This is a genomic window from Streptomyces sp. NPDC085946 (assembly GCF_044540485.1).
Lineage (GTDB): Bacteria > Actinomycetota > Actinomycetes > Streptomycetales > Streptomycetaceae > Streptomyces.
Genome location: NZ_JBITSF010000041.1, coordinates 1 through 18,836, shown reverse-complemented (window position 1 = coordinate 18,836; position 18,836 = coordinate 1). Strand labels below are relative to the sequence as shown.

Below are 18,836 nucleotides of genomic sequence, written 5' to 3'. Positions count from 1 at the left end.
ACATCCGGCAGCGACGCTACACGCGGAGATCAGGCCGCACCACAGAGTCATGGCCATGATTGCGGCCGAAAGTCGATGTCCGGCCCTTTTCGCGCGGGACGAGACGCAGGCGGGCGCGACCGGATCCCCACCACCCAACTCATTGCGAACGTCGCAGCATGCACCCGATCGAAGAACTGGCCGCCCTGCGCCACCCGTTGCCCGAACCGGGCACCGTCACCTCCGCAGACTGCTACGACGACGCCTGCGCGCAGATCCTCGAGCAGCGCCAGCTGGACGCTTTGGGCCTGGAGGCCGCCGGCGACGGCCTGGAGATTGATCCGCTGCTGCTGGCGCTTGAGGACCTCAAGGCGCAGAAGGAGGCCGTCGACGCGCAGATCCGCCGGCTGCTGGCCTACGGACGCGAGTTCCACGGCAGCCGCCCCTACGAGCTGAAGGAACTCGCCCGCCACGCCGGATACAGCGTCTCCGGGGTGCGCACCGCCTACGGCGAGCAGAAGATCAGGCAGGTCGCCGCGCAGATCGGCCGGGAGCCCAACCGGCCAGCCGGTAGCCGTTGTGCCCGTCGTGGCAGGTGATGGGGTGCTCGAGGTGGAGGCGGACGTTCTGGCCGGGTTGGGCGAGGGTGTAGCCGCGGTGGCGCCACCAGCGCAGCACCGGAAAGTCGCGGGCGGCGATCTTGGCAAGCAGGACGCGGACTCCGTCGTCGGCGGCCAGGGCGTGCGCGGCGTGCAGCAGGGCGCTGCCCACGCCCGCGCGCTGGGCGTGAGGGGCGGTGGCCAGCAGTTCGATCCCCCGTAGTTCGGTGGCCAGCCGGGCTTGCACGGGGGGTCCGTGGCCGCTGTGTGCGGTGATCAGGCGGAGGGGCAGCAGCAGGTAGAGCAGGCCGGCCGGCTCGGGGGTTTCGGGCAGTCCGCCGATCAGGACGCGTCCGGTGCCGTGGGGCACAGGAATATGTCCGTTGTTTGCACAGGCGGCGTCCGCGAACTGCGAGGCGTCGCGTTCCCCTCCAGCGGCGGCCAGTGCCGCCGGGGCCAGCTCGGCGATCATGTCCCGGTCCACTGGGCAGGGCTCACGTACCCACGGCCGGCCGGCGGGCGCGCCGGTCTCTGGCAGGGCGGCAGTGGTGTGCTCCTGCGGTGCGCGCCCCGTGAGGTGGGCGCTCATGCCGTCTGCCTTGTGGTGTTCAAGCAGGCGGTGCACCAGCGCTGCCCGGGCTGGTGCAGGTCGGCGGGCACTTCGCAGTTCCCTCCGGGTGCGCTGATACCGGGTTCCCTGCAGGCTATGTCGTGCATGTCGCCGTCGCACGATGCGGAATCCGTCGGCAGGTGCCGCACGATTTCGCCCTCACCAAGGGCACGGGAGCGGACGCGTCCCGCTACAGCCAGCATTCTCTCTCCTTGTGAACGGTCCGGCCGCAGCCGGGCTCCGGTACCGGCCAGAGCTTCGAGGGCGCTGGAGGCTTCACCTTGCGTGAAGTGCTGCTTGGTACGGATGCCGGGCCCACGGACGCCGTCAGGTGGCGGTGGGCCAGCTGCGCAGCACAGCGGCAATCTTTTCGGCGGTGCAGGCGGGATCTAGGAGCAGGTCCTTGAGGGCGAGGGCGTCCTCGCGGGCGGGTTTGACCGTGATCCCGGCGGCCTCGAGGTACATGACGCCGGTGGCGGCGGCGACGGCTAGGTTGGAGCGCTCCAGCCAGCGGCAGCGGCCCAGCGTGTGCACCAGGGCGGCGGCTTTGGCGTAGGGGCCGTCGTAGACGGGCTGCTCGAACAGCACGGCCCGGTGACGGGCGACCGCCGCGAGCGGAACGCCGTAGTCGTCGGGTGCCGGATCGTTCGCCCCGGCGGCTTCGGCGACCTGCAGGATCCAGGGAACATCGATGTGCAGATGCATCAGGCCGCGTGCGCTCCCCGAGCCGCCTGTGCCTGCTGGGTGTCCTCGGCTTCGTCGAAGACCGCCTGGTGCTCGGCCAGGAAGCGGGCGGCGGCGTCGACCGCGCGGGCGCGCAGGCCGCTGGCGTCATCCTGTACGAGCCGGGCGAGATAGTCGCCGATGCTCAGTCCAAGGTCGGCGGCGCGTTTCTTCGCCAGTTCCGCAACGTCTTCGTCCACGCGCGCGCCCAGCTGTGTCTTTGCCATGACACCATGGTAACAGCTGTTACCAGATGATTGGGATGGTCGATCGCCACCGCCGACGCCATGGCCTTGCCAGGGCGCTGCTACCGCACCACCGCCAAGCCCTCCAAGCGGTTGCCTTCGCCGGGCTGATGCAAGCCTCCCACCGCCTTCCGAACGGACCCGTCGGCGTGGCTGTCTCCAGCAGCAACGTCGACCGGAGCACGTACCGCAAGCTGCTGGACATCGCCATGGACCAAGTAGACAGGAAGAAAGCGATGCTGCCCCCGTGCTGTGCTGAGACCACCGCCACCGCCGTCGCGCCCCGCCCCCTGCACCACCCGGTGCCGGTGGTCATCCAGTGCACCACCGCGGATCTGATCGGCCCGATCGCCTACGACGGGTACGACCCGGCCTGGGAGGTCTCGGGTGCGCCATCGCCGTCGGTCTACGGCCGCTGGTGCCACCACATGTGCGGTATCGCGTGCCTGCGCACGGTGCTCCTGCACCGTGACGGGCAGGCGCCCGACCTCTTCCACCTCTTGGCCGGCGCCCGCCACTACGGCGCCTACGTCCGGCAGGACGACGAAACGATCAAAGGGCTGATCTACGCCCCGTTCGCCCGGTACACCCGCGACAACCACGGCCTGCCCGCCACCGTCTACGGGCGGATGGACATGAGCGAGCTCGTCGACCTGCTGGACGCCGGGCACATGGTCATGGCTTCCGCGGCCAAAGAGATCCGCCGCCCCCAGCGCGAACCCGCCCGGCGCGGGGGCCACCTCGCCCTCGCCATCGGCCGGGAGGGCGACGTGATCCACTTCCCCAACCCCTCCGGTCACACCCATGAGGCCCGCGAGGCCACCCTCGCCATCGGCCGTTTCGCCGACTTCTTCGACGGTCGCGGCATCTCCTTGAGCCTGGAGCCCTCCCGGCGCGCGGCCGGACCGTCGCACAGGCGGCGAGCCGGTGAGCCAGAACCCGGTTCTACCCAGGCGGCACGGAGTGCGCCAGATCGCCCAGGTGCTGCACACCGAGATCAAGGAAGGCCGGTGGGAGCGGGGCCGCGTACGGACGCAGGCCGCCCTCGCCCGCCGGCACCGTGCGCCCACGCACATCGCCGCCGCAGCATCGGACTGCTCCAGAGGGAAGGACTGTGGAGAACCGGCGCAAAGTCGGCACCCGCCCCAAGCTCCAGGAGCAGAGCTGGGATGCCCCAAGCGGCGTGCCGCAGACCCTGCACATCGAACACACCGTGCGGGCGCAGATCGCCGATGGCACCTGCCCGCTCAAGGAGCAGGTGCCGTTCGTGACCGACTTCTCAGCCGAGTTCGGCGTCTTCCCTTTTCGTCGTCTCCAGCGCCCTGCAGCCGCTGAAGCACGACGGACTGCTCACCTACATACCCTTTTCGCGGCCTTGTCGTGACCACCCGTCAGTCCTATAGCCCGGTAGCGTCCAAGCAAGCCTCTTGACCTGGGAGAACCCTGTGCAGCCCATGCTCTTGTCGGCCATCGCCGAGGTCGTCGGCGGCCGCCTGGCCGACGTCCCCGACCCTGAGGCTCTCGTCTTCGAGCCCGCCGTGTTCGACTCGCGCGAAGCCAAGCCCGGCTCACTGTTCATCGCCCTGTCGGGCAAGACGCGCGACGGTCACGACTTCGCGCAGCAGGCGGCCGTCAGCGGCGCCGTGGCCGCCCTGGTCACCCGGCCCGTCGGCGTCCCCGCGATCGTCGTTGACGACGTTCTGACCGCGTTGGCGCGCCTGGGCGGCCACCTCGTCGGCAACGCCCTCACCGGCACCCGGGTCGTCGCGATCACCGGCTCGGCCGGCAAGACCTCCACCAAGGACTTCATCGCCCAGCTCCTGCCCGCCGCCGGGCCGACAGTGGCCACCCCGCAGAGCTTCAACAACGAGATCGGCCTGCCGCTGACCATCACCATGGCCGACCCCTCCACCCGCTTTTTGGTGCTGGAGATGGGCGCGAGGAAGATCGGTCACATCCGCGACCTGACCCGGATCGCCCCGCCCCACATCAGCGTCGTCACCAACGTCGGCACCGCCCACATCGGCGAGTTCGGCGGCCAGGACAACATCGCCCTCGCCAAGGGCGAGATCGTCGAGGCCCTCCCCGCAAGAGGGCTCGCCGTCCTCAACGCCGACGATGTTCGCGTGCGGGCCATGGCCCAGCGCACGAGAGCCCGGGTGGTCACCTACGGCCTGGAGCCGACGGCAAACGTCCGGGCCACCGACGTCGTCCTGGACGAGCACGGCCGGCCCGCCTACACCCTTCACACCCCCGAGGGAGCAGCTGCAGTGCGGCTGCAGTTCGTCGGCCGACCCCAGGTCCACAACAGTCTCGCCGCCGCCGCAGTCGCCCGCGAAGCCGGCCTTGCGGTCGCCGAGATCGCCGACCTGCTGTCGGCTGCCACTACCCGGTCCCGCTGGCGTATGGAGACCCGCACCCGGGCTGATGGCGTCACGATCGTCAATGACGCCTACAACGCCAACCCCGACTCGATGCGCTCCTCCCTCGACGCGCTCGCGACGATGGCCCGCGGCCACGATCAGCGCGCCATCGCCGTCCTGGGCCGGATGAACGAACTCGGCCACGACGCGCGCGCCGCGCACGAGGACATCGGCCGGCACGCGGCCGGCCTGCACCTGGACCAGCTCATCGCGGTGGGAGGGGAAGAAGCCGGATGGATCCAGCAGGCCGCACACCAGGCCGGGGCGAAGGCCGTGCACCTGCCCGACCAGGACGCCGCGCTGCACCTGCTGCGCTCCACGCTCCGTGCCGGCGACGTCGTCCTGGTCAAGGCCTCCCGTGGGGTCCAGCTGCAGCAGCTCGCCCAGGCGCTGATGCAGCCGGACCCCGAACCCGCCGGTGCTTAGGCCACGGCCCGGGCCAGGCCGGCCAGCGCGGCCGTCAGCACAGGTGTGTGCTCGGCGAGGTCACCGGGGGCGATGAGCACCACCACGTCGCCGGGCCGCGCCGCCCGGGCGGCACCCGCCACGGCCTTGGCCCGGTCCCGCTCGACGACCCGGCAGGTGCCGCCCGACCGGTTGATCCCGGCGGACAGCACCTCCAGCGCCTCCCGGCGCAGCCGGCCGGTGCCGCCGGTCAGGACCACCTCGTGGCAGCCCGCCAAGGCGGTTGCGTAGGCGGCGCCGAACGCGTCGAGCCGGGGCTGCCCGGCCGGCTGGAACACCGCGATGACGCGGCCCTGCCCACCGGCCAGGAGGGTGAGCGCGGCCGCCAGGTCCGCGGTGGCCTCGGCCGGGTGGTGCGCGTAGGAGTCGTACACCCGCACCCCGGCCTCCTCGCCCGCCAGGCTCATCCGGCGGGCCACGCCGTCGAAGTAGCCGAGCTGCTCCATGAGCAGCTCGGTCTCCAGCCCCGGGGCGTGGACGGCGGCCACAGCAGCGGCCGCGTTCATCAGCCGGTGCACGCCCACGATCCCCAGCCGCAGGGCGAACACCGGCCCGGCCGGGCCGTGCAGCGTCGCCGTGCTCGTGCCGCCCTCGCAGACGGCGTCCTCAAGGCGCCAGGTGGCGTGCGAGGACATGCCGAAGGTGACCAGCCGCGGTCCGACCTCGGTCCTGGTCAGCCGCGTAGCGAGGTGGCGGCAGGCGGGCGATTCCGCATTGAGCACCATGATGCCGTTCGGCCGATGCCGCGCACGAGCTCCTCGTACGCCGCAACGTGGCCTTCCTCACCGGAATAGCACTCGGGGTGGTCGTGGCCGATGGTGGTGATGACCGCCACGTCCGCGCTCATGCCCAGGTGCGAGCGGTCGGGCTCATCGATCTCGGCGACGAAGAGAGCGCCGGAGCGGCACAGGAACACCGCGTCGAAGGGGCCCGGGACGGGTGCCTGGTCATCGATGTTCGTCTGGAGCGGGACCATCGGCGGGTGACTGTCGCCCTGCGGGCGCCAGGCGGGGTAGGTGAGCAGCAGACGCGAGCCGTTCGCGTGCTGGACCAGCATCCAGTCCTCGCAGGAGTACTCCCCCGCTCGCGCCACTCCTCGAAGGTCACCGGACCGTGCCGGTGCGGGTATCCGCTGTCATGGTGCGCGTCGAAGAGGCGCACCTCCTGCCAGACGGTGGTGTAGCCGTCAAGCAGGGCGTAGTGGGCCGGGGTGAGACGGCCGGCGTAGGTGTTGGAGTCGGCGTAGAACAGTGGCGGGCTGGCGGCGGTGAAGGTGAACCGGTCCCAGAAGCCGTCGAGCCCCTCGCAGCGCGGCGGGGTGATGCCCGCGCGGTAGAAGTCCTCGGCACGGAACGCCCAGATACCGTCCTGCAGGAAGGGGGTCTCGTCGTGGCGCCAGTCGTACAGCATGGGGTGACCACGGTGCGCGGCGGGCAGTCCTTCGAAGGGGTTGGGGAAGAAGAAGTCGAAGTCGACGACCAGGAGTCTGGGCTGACGCGCTTCTTCCATGGGTCCCCTCCGGCAGTTCGCGGCGGTCCTCATTGTCCACGGTCCGGCCGGACGGCAGCAGCGGGTGTGAGGATCTTGTCCCGCCCGGTGCGGCGGCAGGCTCGCCGGGCGGTTCGCCGGGCGGGCGCAGCCTACGGGCCGGGTATGCCGCCGTGGAGCGGTGGCTGCACCCAGACGGCCCGGGGCCAAGGCGGGCATGGCAGTCGGGGGCGCTGTGGTCGTGGCGGGCCGCCACGAGGTGGTCGGCGCTGTGCACTCACGCGTCACCCGTTTGGCTTCGTGATTTCGCGTTGCCCCCCGGGCATCCAGTCCGTGCACTGGTGAGTGCCCTGCACGGTGGTGCCGTGGCCGGTTCCCGAGTCGGGCCACGGCACCACCGCGGCGACGAAGACTGGCCCTGTCCCCTCCCCCAGGGCGCCCGTGCAGCACTACCGGCCAGACACCGGGCCCGGGGAGCGCGGCCGGCAGGCCACCGGCGGCTCAGCCCTCCGCCGTGTACGGGCCGGCCTTACTGCCGCCGCTCTGTCTACGGGCGAGGGCCCTGCGGTGGCGATGGCGTTGAGGTCTGGGCCTGCCGGGCGGCGTGATGTGCGGCGGTGTCCCTGCCGGGCCGGGCGGCGCGGGATGCTGCCGGGTCCTCGGGCCGGGGCGTATCGAGGGCCGCGGCGGCCTGCTCAAGACACCGGCGCATGGCTGCCGTGACCTCGGCGATCTCCTGCTGCATCGTCTGCAGCGTGTCGGGATTCTCGAAGACCGCGGGAGCGGGGGAACTTTCCTTCCGAAGAGAGAAGGTCACTTCCTGAAACCGTCCGCAGTGCAGGGGAGCAGTCAGCCGTGAGTGAGTCGTCCCAGACGCCCGAGCCGTTCTACACCCAGGTGCAGTTGAGCGGGCCGCCGGAGGCGGTCAACCGGCTGATGGCCGCTCTGAGCGGTGCGGGTGAGGTCATCTTCGATCACCGGTCGGCGCCCGACGTCCGTGGTGATGTGCAGTGCACGGCCGAGGTGGTTACCTACGGCACGCCCGGGCCGCAAGCGATGTCCGGACCGCAGGCAGTGTCCGGGCGGGCCGAGGCCATCGTGCAGAGCACCCTGCAGCTCGATACGGGCCGCTGGCCCGGGCTCGGGCAGGACGAGGGCAGCCGGCGGCTGGAGGACGGTACGGCGGCCGCACTGGCCGCGGTGGAGGGTGTCCAGGGGGCGAGCAGCCGGCTGGTGGCGGTGATGCCTGCGGCTGCCGCCCGCTAGCGTGGCCGCAAAGGAGGGCGTCCTGCCCGAGGAGGGGCTGTCGCTGTGGCTGACGGAGTGGAAGGTCAGCGCCAGGATTCCCTGGCTGGGGCGCCACCTGGTGGCGGCCGTCAGCCGCAGGGGGGCGGGGCAGCTGGACTTCTTCCTTCACCCCGACGAGCAGGCGATCAAGGTGAGCATGCTGCGCGTCCATCCCGTTTTCCAGCGGCGCAACCTGGCCAAAGTGCTGATGGACGCGCTGTACGCGGCCTACCCCACGGCCTGGATCAACCACGGCTGGCACACCGAAAGCGGTGCACTCCGGTGGAACGGCTACCGGGAGCCGGACCCGCGGCGCAATATCCACAACCGGCCGTCCGGCGAGTGGGCCGCCTACTTCAACGCGGTGACCGTCGCCTCGGACAAGACCCGCAACGCGCACCGGAACAACCGCTACGGCCTGGACGGCCACCGGGCGGCCGTCTACCGCTACGGCGAGCGCCTGGAGGCGGAGGCGGCCCTGCACGCTGCCGCCTTTCAGCCGGTGACGCCGCAGCGCCTTAACCCGGGCGGCCGGCCGCTGCACGGTGTGGCACGCCTGGTCCTGCCGCCGCTGTGCACCACTACGTGCACGACCGCGCGCAGGACCCCCGCGCGCGGGCCGCGGCGCTGCTGGAACACATCGGACACGGCAACATGCCCCGCGGTGCGCACTGGAACACCAGCGAACAGAGTGCCTTCGCCGACGCCTACCACGAGGAGCTCTTCACCCACCCGCAGCCCGGACCACTCATCACGCATGTGGTGTTCACGCTGGCCCCGCTGGACGCCTCGGCCCTGTCCGCGGCCTGCACTCTGGCCACGAGCGTGCAGTTCGAGCAGGCCGTCGACATCGCCGTCGATGTCACCCAGCTGTCCTGACGCCAGGCCGACCGGCCATACCTGACCCATACCACCAAGTTCGCCCCCGCCGTTGCCGCTGCCTTCGCCCCCCTTTCGGCGCGGTACGCCAGTGCGGCCTACCGCAGCCGCTACGACGAGACGGGCTTCCTGCGCGCCACGGCCCGGGGAAACGCGCGGCCCTTCGCCGACCGGGCCGCTCAGATCAGGCCATGGCCGAACGGCTCCGGCAAGGGCGGGCCGCACGTACCCGGACACCACGACCGCAGCCTCCAGCGCCGCAGCCGGGCGTGCCGTGCCCTCAGGCGCCCGAGCAGCGGCCTCCGGGAGCGGGCCGTCACGCATGAACGAAGCCTCCGGCGCGGGGCGGGCCGTTCGAGGCCAGCGCAGGGCCCTGGGACGGGATATGACCTCGCCGGTTCCACCGCGCCCTGCGGGCCGCCGCCCCGGTCGGCATCGTGCGGGACCGGGAGGGCTTGGCCACCGGTTCCCTTGCCCCGGCCGGAGCAGCCCAGGGGGTTCCCACGCCGCGGCCCGGGTTCTGCCCCTCAGGAGTACGGGATACGGTCCCGTGCTCTGTTGGATGTGTACTGCCCCCCAAGGGCGGGCGGGCATCAGTGCTGGCACTGCCTGTCCGTGCCCAGAGGGTCCGGCCGCACTGGTCTGCTACTGCTCAGTGTTCAGCCTTCGCAGCGCGGTACGAGGCGCAGGTGGACTGGTGGGCTGGGCGGGCCTGGGCTGCGGGGCGTGGACCCAGCCGTGGGCGTGCATGGTCTCGGTCTCCCAGGCTTCGAAGAGTTCCGTCAGTGACCTGGGATCGCGGTCGGTGTCGCGGTGCCACTGGATGAATGCGCGGGCGGCGGGCCGGTGGGCGTCGCAGGCCGGGCACAGTTCCATCCAGACGCCTGTCATCAGCGGGTCGTACCAGTGCAGCAAGAGGTCGCCCCCGCAGCGGGAGCAGAGCTGGGCCTGCTGTTCGTCTTCGTGTTGGCTGGTGGGGTGCAGCCTGGCGAGTTCTTCATCGCTGATGTGGTCGAGGCTGTTGTTGATGTTGCCGATGCGGCAGAAGGAGCCGTCGGGGCGCACGACGTAGCGCCAAGTGAACGACACACCAGCCCCCTTCCGGGAGGGAATGCGGCGTTGAGGGCTACGATCCGCCCGGTTCTTGATCAGCGTCAAGCGGCCGGACTGGACCGGGCCGCCGTCCGCCGTCGGTCGAGAAGGTGGTTTCGTCTCGGTGTCGTGTCCGGCGATTCTGTGCGGCAATTCGCAGGGATGATGTTTGCCCAGGACAACAGCGATGACAGCGTTTATGGGTAGCATCCGGCAACAACATCACCGTATGAAGGAGTGTGCCGCGTGGCCACCGAGCCGGAGAAGTCCGCCCTCCAGAGCCAGTACGAGGCCCAGTTCGCCGACCACCTCGCAAAGAACCGGGAGGAACAGGCCCAGCTGCGCAAGCGTCTTGAGCAGCTCGTGGTGGACGAAGTCTGGCTGGTGAAGGCGCTGGAAGCGGTGGCGGGCCCGGCTGGTGCCGGCGTCAGCGCCCAGGCAACCGAGGGCGAGTCGGTGCAGCCGCAGGACGGCACGTCCAAGCCGGCAGAGCCGGCTGACGCGACCGAGCCGACTGTTGAGGCCGCGACCGAGCAGGGACAGGACACACCTGCCAAGGCTCCCGCGAAGAAGACCACGGCCAAGAAGGCCACGGTGAAGAAGACGGCGGCGAAGAAGGCACCCGCTGCGAAGAAGCAGGCGGGCAAGAAGGCACCTGCGGCGAAGAAGTCGGCGGCCAAGGCTGGTGAACCGACCCTGGGTGAAGTACTGCTGGGCATCCTGAGGCAGCACGCCGGGCAGCCGCGCACCGCGAGCGAGGTCGTCAGCGACCTGGAGCGGGAGTACCCCGAGCGGGCCCGCGACATCAACACCGTGCGCAACACGCTGGAGCGGCTGGTGGCCAAGAGCCGCGTGGAGCGCAGCAAGCAGAAGAACACCGTGCTCTACACCGCTGTGACCGGCTCCGCGCCAGCGGCGGGCACAGCCGCAGAGGCGTCGGCCGTCTCGGCGGCCGACGCCGAGGAAACCGAGAAGGCACCGGCGCAGGCCTGAAGCTCTCGCCCGGCACGGTAACGCCGGCGGGGCCGGGCACCGGTCCGCAGCGCGGTCCGTGCGGCCAGGCAACAGTGTCGGCTGGTAGGCAGTTGGCTGCCCGCTGCCGGGCGCAGGCCCTCTCCCCTCCCTCCAGGATCTTCGCGGCAAGGTGCCGCCGGGTGTCTGTGTGGCGCCGCCCGTGTGACGGCCGCGCGCAGACATACGGCAGCCGCCTGCCCGGCCGTCCGGTTCAGGTGGGCCGGACGGCCGGGCTGTGCTGCCCCGGGTGGGCGTGCTGGGTGTGCTGCCGCTGCATCTCAGCGGGATCGGCCGTGCGTGGTTCCTCGGCGGGGCCTTGTCGGGCGCGCTGGCGGGACTGGGCGGCGATCCGTGCGGCGCGCTCGGCCGCAGTGCCGGGCGGTGTGGGCTCAAGGCCGGCCACCGTGTCCAGGGCCTTGAGGGCAAGCAGTGTGCCCCGGCGGCTTTCCTGCAGGTCGCCGAAGTACTGCTCGGCATAGTGGTGGCGGTCGCGGGCCTGGCTGAGGTCCTGCTCGGTCACCGTCAGCTGGCCGAACTGTGTGTGTCCCCTCCTGAAATAGGCCTGCAGGTCGCGTGCGGTGGTGCAGATCTGCTGGTGGGCGCGGGTGTGGTCGTCCAGGCCGAGCCGGGAGCGGTCCAGGAGCCGGGTGCGCAGCTCGTGCATGCCCAGGGCGTGGCCGCTGCGGGGAAAGAGGCGGTGCAGGGCGTCACGGGTCATCTGCCGCTGGGTCTGCAGAACCTGGTCGATGCGGTTCTCCGCCGCGGTCAGGTGGGCCATGAAGGCGTCGTGCTCGGCCAGGGACTCGCCTGTGGTGCGGGGAGTGTCTGCGGGCGGCAGGGTGGCCGTGGAGGTGGTAAGGACCGCCCGGTGCTTGGCGGTCATGGCGGCCTGCTCGGCGTCGTGCAGGACGGCAGCATGCAGCAGCAGCGCGTGCCGGACGGCCAGGTCATCCAGCCGGTCCCGGATGTAGCGGCGGCCGCCCAGGGCACGGTCCTCACCGTTGTACACGCTCTGTCTGCGGCGGCGCTGCTCGATGGGGCTGAGACGGTCGAAGGCTGCCGCCTGGGCCAGGTCGCAGGGCCGGCCCATGTCCCAGGCGGCGATTGCGGCGGCGGCCTTGAAGATCTGCGCATCGGCGCGCACCAGGTCCTCCATGGCCATTTCGGCGTCCCGGCGGGCCAGCGGGGACAGCGCACGCCAGGCGGCAGCGGCCTGCAGGTCGGTGAAGTGCACGGGGAAGCCGGGCAGCGGCGTCGGCTGCTCGCCCTCGACGGCCGTCGCGGGGACGGGACCAGAACCGGGACCAGGATCGGGGTTGAGGGCGGCGACAGCGTCGGTCAGAGTCTGTCCGGCCCGGGCCAGGGCTTGGGCGACCGGCTGCGGGTGGGATCGGGTGCCGGCGCTGGCCAGCTGCCGCATGTAGGCGTGGGCCGCCTCGTACACCGGGTGGCGCGGATCGGGATGGACGGCCACGGCGGTGGCGGTCAGCAGCACCCGGCCGGTCAGGGCCTGCAGAAGCTGCTGCTGGGCGTGGTCGGCGCGGTCGCGGAGCTGGCCGAGCTCGGAGGAGTAGGTGAGCCGCTCCAGCAGGCGAGCGCGTGCAGCAACTCGTCGACGGGGGCGGTGGCCGGGTCTTCCGCCAGAGTGAGGGCGGTGAGGGTCTGGGCGGCGGCGCGCAGCAGACCGGGGCCCTGCGGCTGGGAGGAGCCGGATCCGGCGGTCGAGCCAGGTGGCGGCCAGACCGGTCAGTGCCTCGCGCAGCAGGGCGGCCTGGTCGTCGGCGGCAAGGGCGTGCTCGGTGTCGGTCAGGAGGTCGTGGACGGGCAGCGGGCGCCAGGTGCGGCCGCCGTCGTCGCCGGCCTGCACGGTGACGGCGAGGTTGTCCTCCTGCTCGTGGGCGAGGTACCAGCGCATCGCCAGTGCCGGGTCGTGGATCAGCAGCGCCGGTCCTTCCTCGCCGGTGATGAAGGGGTGGGTGATGGTGCTGGTCAGGGCGTACAGGCGGGCGGTGTCGGGCACGCGTGGTCTCTCCCTGGTCCTGGTATGGCAGGCCGCTCGGATGGGGGTGTGCCTTCACGCTGCCTGTTCCCCGGCCGGGACCGGTCTGGAGGCGGGTGAAGTTCCCGTGGGGCGGGAGGAAAGTTGTCCCGGTCGCCCGGGGCACGGTCCGGTCCTGACCGGACGGGGGTGAGGCTTGGCAGCCCCGCCTGGCACGAGCGAGGCTGCGATCGGGACTCCCGGGCCGGGGTTCACGGGCGGGAGCAGCAGCCAAAGACCGGGCACGGTCGGCCCGGCCTGGCTGGGTCAGGCGGCGGCGTCGACGTCTCCGCGGGCCAGGGGACGGCCCCGTCGGCGTGCTTGAGGGCCATCCGGGCGGCGACCAGGGTCTTGCCCTCGACTCCCTCGCTCCTGCAGCGCTCCCACCACGGGTGGCACTGCACCCACGGCGGTCGCCTCGCGCAGGTCCTCACGGAGCCGGTCAAACTCGGCTGCTTTCTCCTGGCGCCAGCCGGGCGAGGCGGGCCGTCCGGAGCGCTGCCAGCGCTCCGGCTCCCTCCGGCCACCCCTCGTGCGGCTCACGGGGCCGGGGAAGGCGGGCCTGCAGGGCGTGCAGCCTGGCGTAGAGCTCGGCGGCCGTGCGCTGCGCGGCGATCAGGTCGGTGGGAAGGCCTGCGGGTCGAACGTGGCCGGATCGGAGGTGGTCACGCTTCGGAAATTAGTTCGATGCACCGGCGGTACCCGGCCGCGTCCTCTTCGCCGCGTGCCGGGCATAGAGGGCGACGGCAGTGCGGCCCGGGCGGTGCGGCGGTGCGCTGCGGGCGCGGCGGTGCCCGCCCGGGGCGAGAGGGAGATCCGGGCGGGCGCTCAGGGGGATGTGCCGGCAGGCTGGCCAAGTGCTACGGGCGCGCGGCCGTGGTGAACGGGCGCGCCGCGAGGTCGGTGCCGGGACGGGTGAAGGGGCGCGTGGCGAGGTCCTCGCCGGGGCGCGGGCGGGTGAGGCCGGGCGGAAAGCGGACGGACGCGGGCGCTGCTGCATGGAGACTCCTCGGGATGCGAAGGCGAGTGATCTGGGGTGATCCCACCAGCAAGCGCACCTCTGCCGCCAGAGATGAATGGGGGCACAGTGCGCTTTTCTCCGGGGGTGGGAAGCGGGCTGGCCGGGCGGTCCGGCTGACCGGCTGCCTGGAGGCGCAACGCCGCGTGCATCAAGCCGGCTTTCCGTGCCCGAGCCGTTGGCGGGGCCGGAGTCTGTGGACGGCCGGGGGCCGTTGAGGAGCCAGGTCGTCATGGCCGAGGCCCTGGTCCCCGGTGGCACCGTGCTGCCGCCGCGTCCGGACGCACCCGAACTGTTCGCGGCGGCGCTGGCCCGCCTGATGACGGCGGCGCCAGCAGTTGCGGATGCGCCTCCGTTGGCTCCCGCGTCGCCATGGAATGATTGGGACCATGACGATCCGCGGCCCTGGCCGTGGCCGGACGACATGGACGTGGATCTCAACGACCGTCCCGGCCCCGGCTGGCTGAAGGAGACGGCCCGCCGGGTGCGCACCCGGCTGCGACGCACCGCTCTGCCCGAGGTGGTCGGGCACGGCGACTTAGAATCCCAGAACATTCGCTGGAGCGGCGACAGGTTGCACGTGGTACACGACTGGGACAGCGCGGTCGCCCGTCCCGAGGCAGCACTGGCCAGCCTGGCAGCCACGGTCTTCCCCACGGGCGGGGTCGAGAACCGGCCTGCGACCGTCACCGAGACCGAGCGGTTCCTGAGCGAATACGCCCGGGCGCGCGGGCGGCACTGGACGCGTGAGGAGTCCGAGGTGGCCTGGGCCGCGGGGCTGTGGGTGCTGGCCTTCAATGCCAAGAAGGCATCGGTCGCCCAGCCGAGCGGCTCCGCCGTCGCCCGGCCGGTTGATCAGGCGTCCGAGCGGCTGCGCCGCGCGGACGCCTGATCAACCGGCGCCGCATGTTCTGCCAGGCGACCATGCCGGTCGCAGCCCCGGCGAGTGGCTGTGACCACGGAGGGCCGGCGTGCTGGCGTCTGTCCGAATGCCCTACCCACGGCCCGGCCGGAGGTAGGGTCCGGATGTGCGTTGATCTTCCGGGCGGCGGCCCTGTGCAGCCGCAGACGGTGCGGGGCGCCTCTCCAAGCAAGGGCTGCCCCAGCAGGCATACCCGTCATCACCACAGCGGAGATCCACACCATGACTGCTCAGCAGCCTCTCACCTACGACGCGCTCGTCGAACTCGCCGCCGCTGATCCAGCCGTCGTCGGTCTCGTCCTTAAAGGTTCACAAGCCCACGACGGCATGAGCACCCCACACTCCGACCACGATCTGTACGTGGTCCTCGCCGACGACGCCACGACCGATCTCACCCGGTTCACCGGCCATCGCACTGCCGAACTGGACCTCGTCATCGTCTCCCTCCGTGAATTCCGCGCAGCCGGGATGCCAGGTTTCGAACGCTACGCCCTTGCCCGAGCCCAGATCGTGCTCGACCGGCTCGACGGAGACATCGCCCGGATCCTCGCCGACAAGGCACATCTGGGTGTCAATGAGGCATTCCAAAGCGCCCGTGGCTGGCTCGACGCCTACGCCAACTCGCTCTACCGCTCCATCAAAAACCACCGGGACGGCCAGGCCTTCGCCGCTCACCTCGACGCCGCCGACAGCATCCGGTTCCTGCTCGAACTGCTCTTCGCCCTCGACCGCCGCCCCCGCCCCTACAACAAGTACCTGAAGTGGGAGCTTGACCGGCACCCGCTGCCGGACTGGGACACCGACGTGCTGCTCCACGCCGTGGACCGCATCTCGGCAACAGGCGACCCGTCCCTGCAGCGGTACCTGTTCACCCGTGTCGAGACGGTGGCCCGACAGGCCGGGCACGGCGAGGTACTGGACGCATGGGGCGAAGACCTGGACCTCATGCGACCGCAATGAGGGACCAGAAAGGCTCCCTGTGGCCGCGGTCTACGGCCGCAGGCGATGCCGGGCCTTCCCGATAGGGGTCAGGCCAAGACCATCCCCCTGCCTCTTTTGGGCTCACCTTGGTCGGTCTCCTACAGGCACCACCAGCCGCTGGCATCCTGGCCACGCCCTTCGAGGCGGGGGTGCATGCCTTGGGGTTCAGGCGGAGGTCTGTGCGAGCGCGGGAGCGGGGCGGGCGGTCAGGAGCAGGGTGCACAGGGCGGCGGCCAGCAGCGGGAGGGTGAAGTGTCCGCCGAGCATCCCGGCCAGGGTGGTGCCGGTGGCCAGGCCGAGGCGGCTCGCGCTAGACATCCAGCCCACCGCCTCGGTGGAGCAGCCGCGTGGGGCCAGGGAGGTCAGGGTCAGGCCGGCCGCGGCGAGCAGCGAGACGAACAGGGCGCCGGGCAGCAGGGCCAGGGCGAGCACGGCCGGACGGGCAGGGGGGCGAGCAGGGGCAGCCAGGCGGTGGTGAACAGGGCGGCCAGCAGCAGGTGGCGCCGCGTGGGGACGGGCTGGTGGCGGGTGTAGAGGGCGCCGCCGAGCAGGCCGACGGCGGAGAAGACGGCGGGCAGGGCGCCGGCCAGCCAGGCGGCATGGTGGGGGCCGGCGGTGGTGATGGCGGCGACGTCGAGGGTGCCGATGGTGGCGCCGAGGAAGACCAGGGCGGCCAGCAGCACGCGCGAGGCGGGCGAGCGCAGCGCCGAGCCGGTCACCACGGCGGCGGCCGGTGGCGCGCCAGGTGCGGGCGGGGCCGGTGGCGGCGAAGGCCAGGGTGCCGGTCAGGGGGGCGGCAGCCGCCAGCGCGAGGGCGGCGGGCGAGCAGAGCCAGCCGGTGACCGCGATAGCCAGGGCGGATCCGGCGACGTAGACGATCTCCTGGGTGGAGGCGTCCAGGGTGTAGGCGGTGCGCACGTGGGCGGCGTCCGGCAACACGACGGGCCACAGGGAGCGCAGGCCGGCCGTGGCCAGCGAGTGCCCGTCGGCACGGACTGCGAGGATCAGGGCGATGGGCACCATCCCCAGCGGGAGACGCCCGGTCACCGACGCGGCCAGCAGCCGCAGGCAGTGCCGGTGGCGCAGCACCGCCCGGAAGGACGGCGGGGCGGGCGGGTGCGGGCGGCAGGAGGGCGGGCGTGGGGAGAGCGCGGGGGGGGTGTCGCGGACCTGGGCGTGGGCCATCGCCTGCCTGCCTCTGCAAGGGGGGTGTGCTGAGTGGGAGGCGCCCGCACGGCAGGCTTGTCAGGGGGAAGACTCACGCCGTGCGGGTGGTGCCGGCGGCGCAGGGACGAGCCGCTTGCGGCCAGAAGCCCAACAGGCTCGGCGTCTTCGCTTCAACGTCGCGTCCCCGCCCGCGGTCGGCCCTCGGTGGGAGGTGTCATTCTCTGGTCCGGCCTCTTGCGGGGCCGTTCCGCCCGGCGGATGAGCGGCCCACCGCCCAAGCTGGAGGGGTTGGAGAGTTGAAGACACGTTCCGGCGGCACCCCGGCGTCCACGATGGCGGGGAAACGGTGATGGAGTGCCTGGGGGTCTCATGACGCACGACGAGAAGGCGGCCGGGATCCTCGACGGCCTCGCTGCGGCGATCGCGGAGGCGCCACCCCCCACGTACGGCTGGTCCGAGGACGAGCACGACCTCTACGAGAGGTCCGAGAGCGAACCCGGCCTGCCTCTCACCGACGAGCAGCGACAGCGCTTCGCGTCCGCGCGTTCCCGTCAGCGGGCGGTTCACCGGATCGAGGATCTGCTGCGCTTGCTGACGGAGGCCGTCCGGCAGGAACGGGTGCCGGCCCCGGCCGTCTCGGAGGCGGCCGAGGCGTGCGTACGGGCCGGTCTGGCCGTGCTGTCGGCGATCGACCTGCTGGCAGCGGTGGGCGTGCCGCATGGTGAGCAAGCGCTGGCCCGTGTGGTGCTCGACGAGTCGGTGGGCGAGCACGAGCGGTGCTGGGCTCGCGAGCATCTCCTGCGGCTGCGGCGGCCGAGGTATGAGGAACTGGCGGCTCGTCCCGTCGAGGGCGAGGAACCGCTGCTGCCCGAGGTGGTCCGCGGCTTCCCGTACGGCAGGCACGGCGGAGTGGCCGGCCCGGACGATCCGGAACCGACCGAGGAGTTGCTTTTCCGGGCCCGGGCTGTCCTGGAGGCGCTGCTCCCCGACCGCCCTCTGGTGTGGCCGGAGCCCTTGCCCGAACCGGAGGGACGTTGGTACGAGGGGGAGGAGGAGCGGCCGGCGTGGGTGGAAGTGAGCATCGTGCTCGGCGCGCTGATGCCGGACGCACGGCGGGTCACCCGGGAGCGCATGACCGAGGGCTGGCGCGAGTGCACGCGGCTGGGCATCGAACTGCAGGACTCCGGCCTGGAGGACTTCATCGATCGTTGGGTCACCCGCATCGGTGCCTGGATCGCGGAGTGGACCCTGTCCTGGCTCGCGCTGCACCTGTGGCGAGAGGGACACTTCCCTGCCTGGTCGACGGATCTGGCGACGCTATACGCACAGCGCCGCGTCGCGGTCGAACAGGCGTCGGTCCTGCTCTCCGAAGCAGCGGATGTGCGCTGCGACGTCTCAGCTCGCCACCGGGCCTGACTCTCACCGACGAGCAGCGAGACCGCTTCGCGTCTGCGCGCTCCCGCCGGCGGGCGGTCCGGGCCCGTAGCCGGGCAGGGCGATCGTCTGTGTCTAGGGGGTGCCGGCCGGCGGCTGCTGTGTGCAGTGCTCCCCTTCCGCCGGGGAAGGCGGCTGCCAGGCCGACTCCGGCCGGGAGCGGGACATGGATTCCTTCACGCGGCGGGCGATGGCGCCTTCGTCGAACGACGGGGTTTGGGTGCCGGGCAGGTGTGCCTCCAGGGCGGCCCGGGCGATCCGCAGCAGAGCGAGTCCGGCGGGGGTTTCCTGCGCGCGGTGGGCTGGTGCGGGCTGCCGGCCCAGGTAGGCGATCCGTCCGTCAAGGATCTCGCGGGCCCGCTGCGGAGAGCCGAAGGCTTCCGCCAGGCGGCACGCGGTCAGCCCGGCCGCGGCCTGCGAGCCGTTAAGAGCGGGCGAGTGCTGAGCGGCAAAACCAGGTCGACGTCAGCCA

At 71.8% G+C, this 18,836-nt stretch carries 19 protein-coding genes and 1 pseudogene; 9 read left to right on the top strand and 11 right to left on the bottom strand.

Going from position 1 to position 18,836, the window contains the following annotated elements; all coding sequences use genetic code 11:
- Positions 1-158 precede the first annotated feature (158 nt).
- Positions 159-578, top strand: coding sequence for a hypothetical protein (locus ACIF8T_RS38420; protein WP_400041874.1), 420 nt, complete (start codon positions 159-161; stop codon positions 576-578).
- Here the strand turns inward: ACIF8T_RS38420 and ACIF8T_RS38415 are convergent.
- The 4 genes from ACIF8T_RS38415 to ACIF8T_RS38400 form a co-directional block, all read right to left on the bottom strand.
- Positions 502-1,167 (bottom strand): GNAT family N-acetyltransferase, encoded by a 666-nt coding sequence (locus tag ACIF8T_RS38415; protein ID WP_400041872.1) that lies wholly within the window; start codon positions 1,165-1,167, stop codon positions 502-504. The genes ACIF8T_RS38420 and ACIF8T_RS38415 overlap by 77 nt on opposite strands.
- Positions 1,168-1,515: 348 nt before the next feature.
- The gene (locus ACIF8T_RS38410) at positions 1,516-1,893 is read right to left on the bottom strand and encodes a fic family toxin-antitoxin system, toxin component (RefSeq protein WP_400041870.1); all 378 of its coding nucleotides are present in this window, start codon (positions 1,891-1,893) and stop codon (positions 1,516-1,518) included.
- Positions 1,893-2,138, bottom strand: coding sequence for a hypothetical protein (locus ACIF8T_RS38405; RefSeq protein ID WP_400041869.1), 246 nt, complete (start codon positions 2,136-2,138; stop codon positions 1,893-1,895). Before ACIF8T_RS38405 ends, ACIF8T_RS38410 begins: the two co-directional genes overlap by 1 nt.
- 80 nt (positions 2,139-2,218) lie before the next feature.
- Positions 2,219-2,935, bottom strand: coding sequence for a hypothetical protein (locus ACIF8T_RS38400; protein WP_400041867.1), 717 nt, complete (start codon positions 2,933-2,935; stop codon positions 2,219-2,221).
- A 335-nt stretch (positions 2,936-3,270) separates the two neighbouring features.
- Here ACIF8T_RS38400 and ACIF8T_RS38395 point away from each other — a divergent pair, with 335 nt between their 5' ends.
- Together ACIF8T_RS38395 and murF are read left to right on the top strand one after the other, a co-directional pair.
- Positions 3,271-3,540, top strand: a complete 270-nt coding sequence (locus tag ACIF8T_RS38395; protein WP_400041866.1) for a hypothetical protein — start codon at positions 3,271-3,273, stop codon at positions 3,538-3,540.
- A 70-nt stretch (positions 3,541-3,610) separates the two neighbouring features.
- Positions 3,611-5,005 (top strand): UDP-N-acetylmuramoyl-tripeptide--D-alanyl-D-alanine ligase, encoded by a 1,395-nt coding sequence (gene murF, locus ACIF8T_RS38390; RefSeq protein WP_400041864.1) that lies wholly within the window; start codon positions 3,611-3,613, stop codon positions 5,003-5,005.
- On the opposite strand, the gene ACIF8T_RS38385 is transcribed toward murF, so the two are convergent.
- The 3 genes and pseudogenes from ACIF8T_RS38385 to ACIF8T_RS38375 form a co-directional block, all read right to left on the bottom strand.
- A complete protein-coding gene (locus tag ACIF8T_RS38385) occupies positions 5,002-5,550 on the bottom strand; it encodes a glutamate ligase domain-containing protein (protein WP_400041899.1) in 549 nt (182 codons plus the stop codon). The two genes, murF and ACIF8T_RS38385, sit on opposite strands and share 4 nt — an antisense overlap.
- Positions 5,533-5,778 (bottom strand): annotated as a pseudogene (locus ACIF8T_RS38380) (Mur ligase family protein); the annotation flags it as partial. The pseudogene ACIF8T_RS38380 and the gene ACIF8T_RS38385, both read right to left, overlap by 18 nt.
- 109 nt (positions 5,779-5,887) lie before the next feature.
- The gene (locus ACIF8T_RS38375; RefSeq protein ID WP_400041862.1) at positions 5,888-6,553 is read right to left on the bottom strand and encodes a hypothetical protein; all 666 of its coding nucleotides are present in this window, start codon (positions 6,551-6,553) and stop codon (positions 5,888-5,890) included.
- Positions 6,554-7,387: 834 nt separating this feature from the next.
- Here ACIF8T_RS38375 and ACIF8T_RS38370 point away from each other — a divergent pair.
- Positions 7,388-7,798, top strand: a complete 411-nt coding sequence (locus ACIF8T_RS38370) for a hypothetical protein (RefSeq protein WP_400041861.1) — start codon at positions 7,388-7,390, stop codon at positions 7,796-7,798.
- A gap of 594 nt (positions 7,799-8,392) precedes the next feature.
- Positions 8,393-8,698: a hypothetical protein gene (locus tag ACIF8T_RS38365; protein ID WP_400041859.1), complete on the top strand. Its 306-nt coding sequence runs from the start codon at positions 8,393-8,395 to the stop codon at positions 8,696-8,698.
- A gap of 645 nt (positions 8,699-9,343) precedes the next feature.
- On the opposite strand, the gene ACIF8T_RS38360 is transcribed toward ACIF8T_RS38365, so the two are convergent.
- Positions 9,344-9,787, bottom strand: a complete 444-nt coding sequence (locus ACIF8T_RS38360; RefSeq protein ID WP_400041857.1) for a DUF6300 family protein — start codon at positions 9,785-9,787, stop codon at positions 9,344-9,346.
- 249 nt (positions 9,788-10,036) lie between these two features.
- On the opposite strand from ACIF8T_RS38360, the gene ACIF8T_RS38355 reads away from it, so the two are divergent.
- Positions 10,037-10,783 (top strand): BlaI/MecI/CopY family transcriptional regulator, encoded by a 747-nt coding sequence (locus ACIF8T_RS38355; protein ID WP_400041855.1) that lies wholly within the window; start codon positions 10,037-10,039, stop codon positions 10,781-10,783.
- Positions 10,784-11,015: 232 nt separating this feature from the next.
- Here ACIF8T_RS38355 and ACIF8T_RS38350 read toward each other — a convergent pair whose 3' ends face one another.
- Complete coding sequence (locus tag ACIF8T_RS38350; protein ID WP_400041853.1) at positions 11,016-12,824, bottom strand: hypothetical protein; 1,809 nt, start codon at positions 12,822-12,824, stop codon at positions 11,016-11,018.
- A gap of 1,094 nt (positions 12,825-13,918) precedes the next feature.
- Between ACIF8T_RS38350 and ACIF8T_RS38345 the strand changes: the two genes are divergently transcribed.
- Positions 13,919-14,752: a phosphotransferase gene (locus tag ACIF8T_RS38345; protein WP_400041851.1), complete on the top strand. Its 834-nt coding sequence runs from the start codon at positions 13,919-13,921 to the stop codon at positions 14,750-14,752.
- Positions 14,753-15,004: 252 nt separating this feature from the next.
- Positions 15,005-15,742 (top strand): hypothetical protein, encoded by a 738-nt coding sequence (locus ACIF8T_RS38340; protein WP_400041849.1) that lies wholly within the window; start codon positions 15,005-15,007, stop codon positions 15,740-15,742.
- Positions 15,743-15,928: 186 nt separating this feature from the next.
- On the opposite strand, the gene ACIF8T_RS38335 is transcribed toward ACIF8T_RS38340, so the two are convergent.
- Positions 15,929-16,195: a hypothetical protein gene (locus ACIF8T_RS38335; RefSeq protein ID WP_400041848.1), complete on the bottom strand. Its 267-nt coding sequence runs from the start codon at positions 16,193-16,195 to the stop codon at positions 15,929-15,931.
- On the bottom strand, positions 16,132-16,485 hold the full coding sequence (locus ACIF8T_RS38330) for a hypothetical protein (RefSeq protein WP_400041847.1): 354 nt from the start codon (positions 16,483-16,485) through the stop codon (positions 16,132-16,134). The genes ACIF8T_RS38335 and ACIF8T_RS38330 overlap by 64 nt, the downstream gene beginning before the upstream one ends.
- An 814-nt stretch (positions 16,486-17,299) precedes the next feature.
- On the opposite strand from ACIF8T_RS38330, the gene ACIF8T_RS38325 reads away from it, so the two are divergent.
- Positions 17,300-18,346, top strand: coding sequence for a hypothetical protein (locus ACIF8T_RS38325; protein WP_400041845.1), 1,047 nt, complete (start codon positions 17,300-17,302; stop codon positions 18,344-18,346).
- Positions 18,347-18,836: the final 490 nt, after the last annotated feature.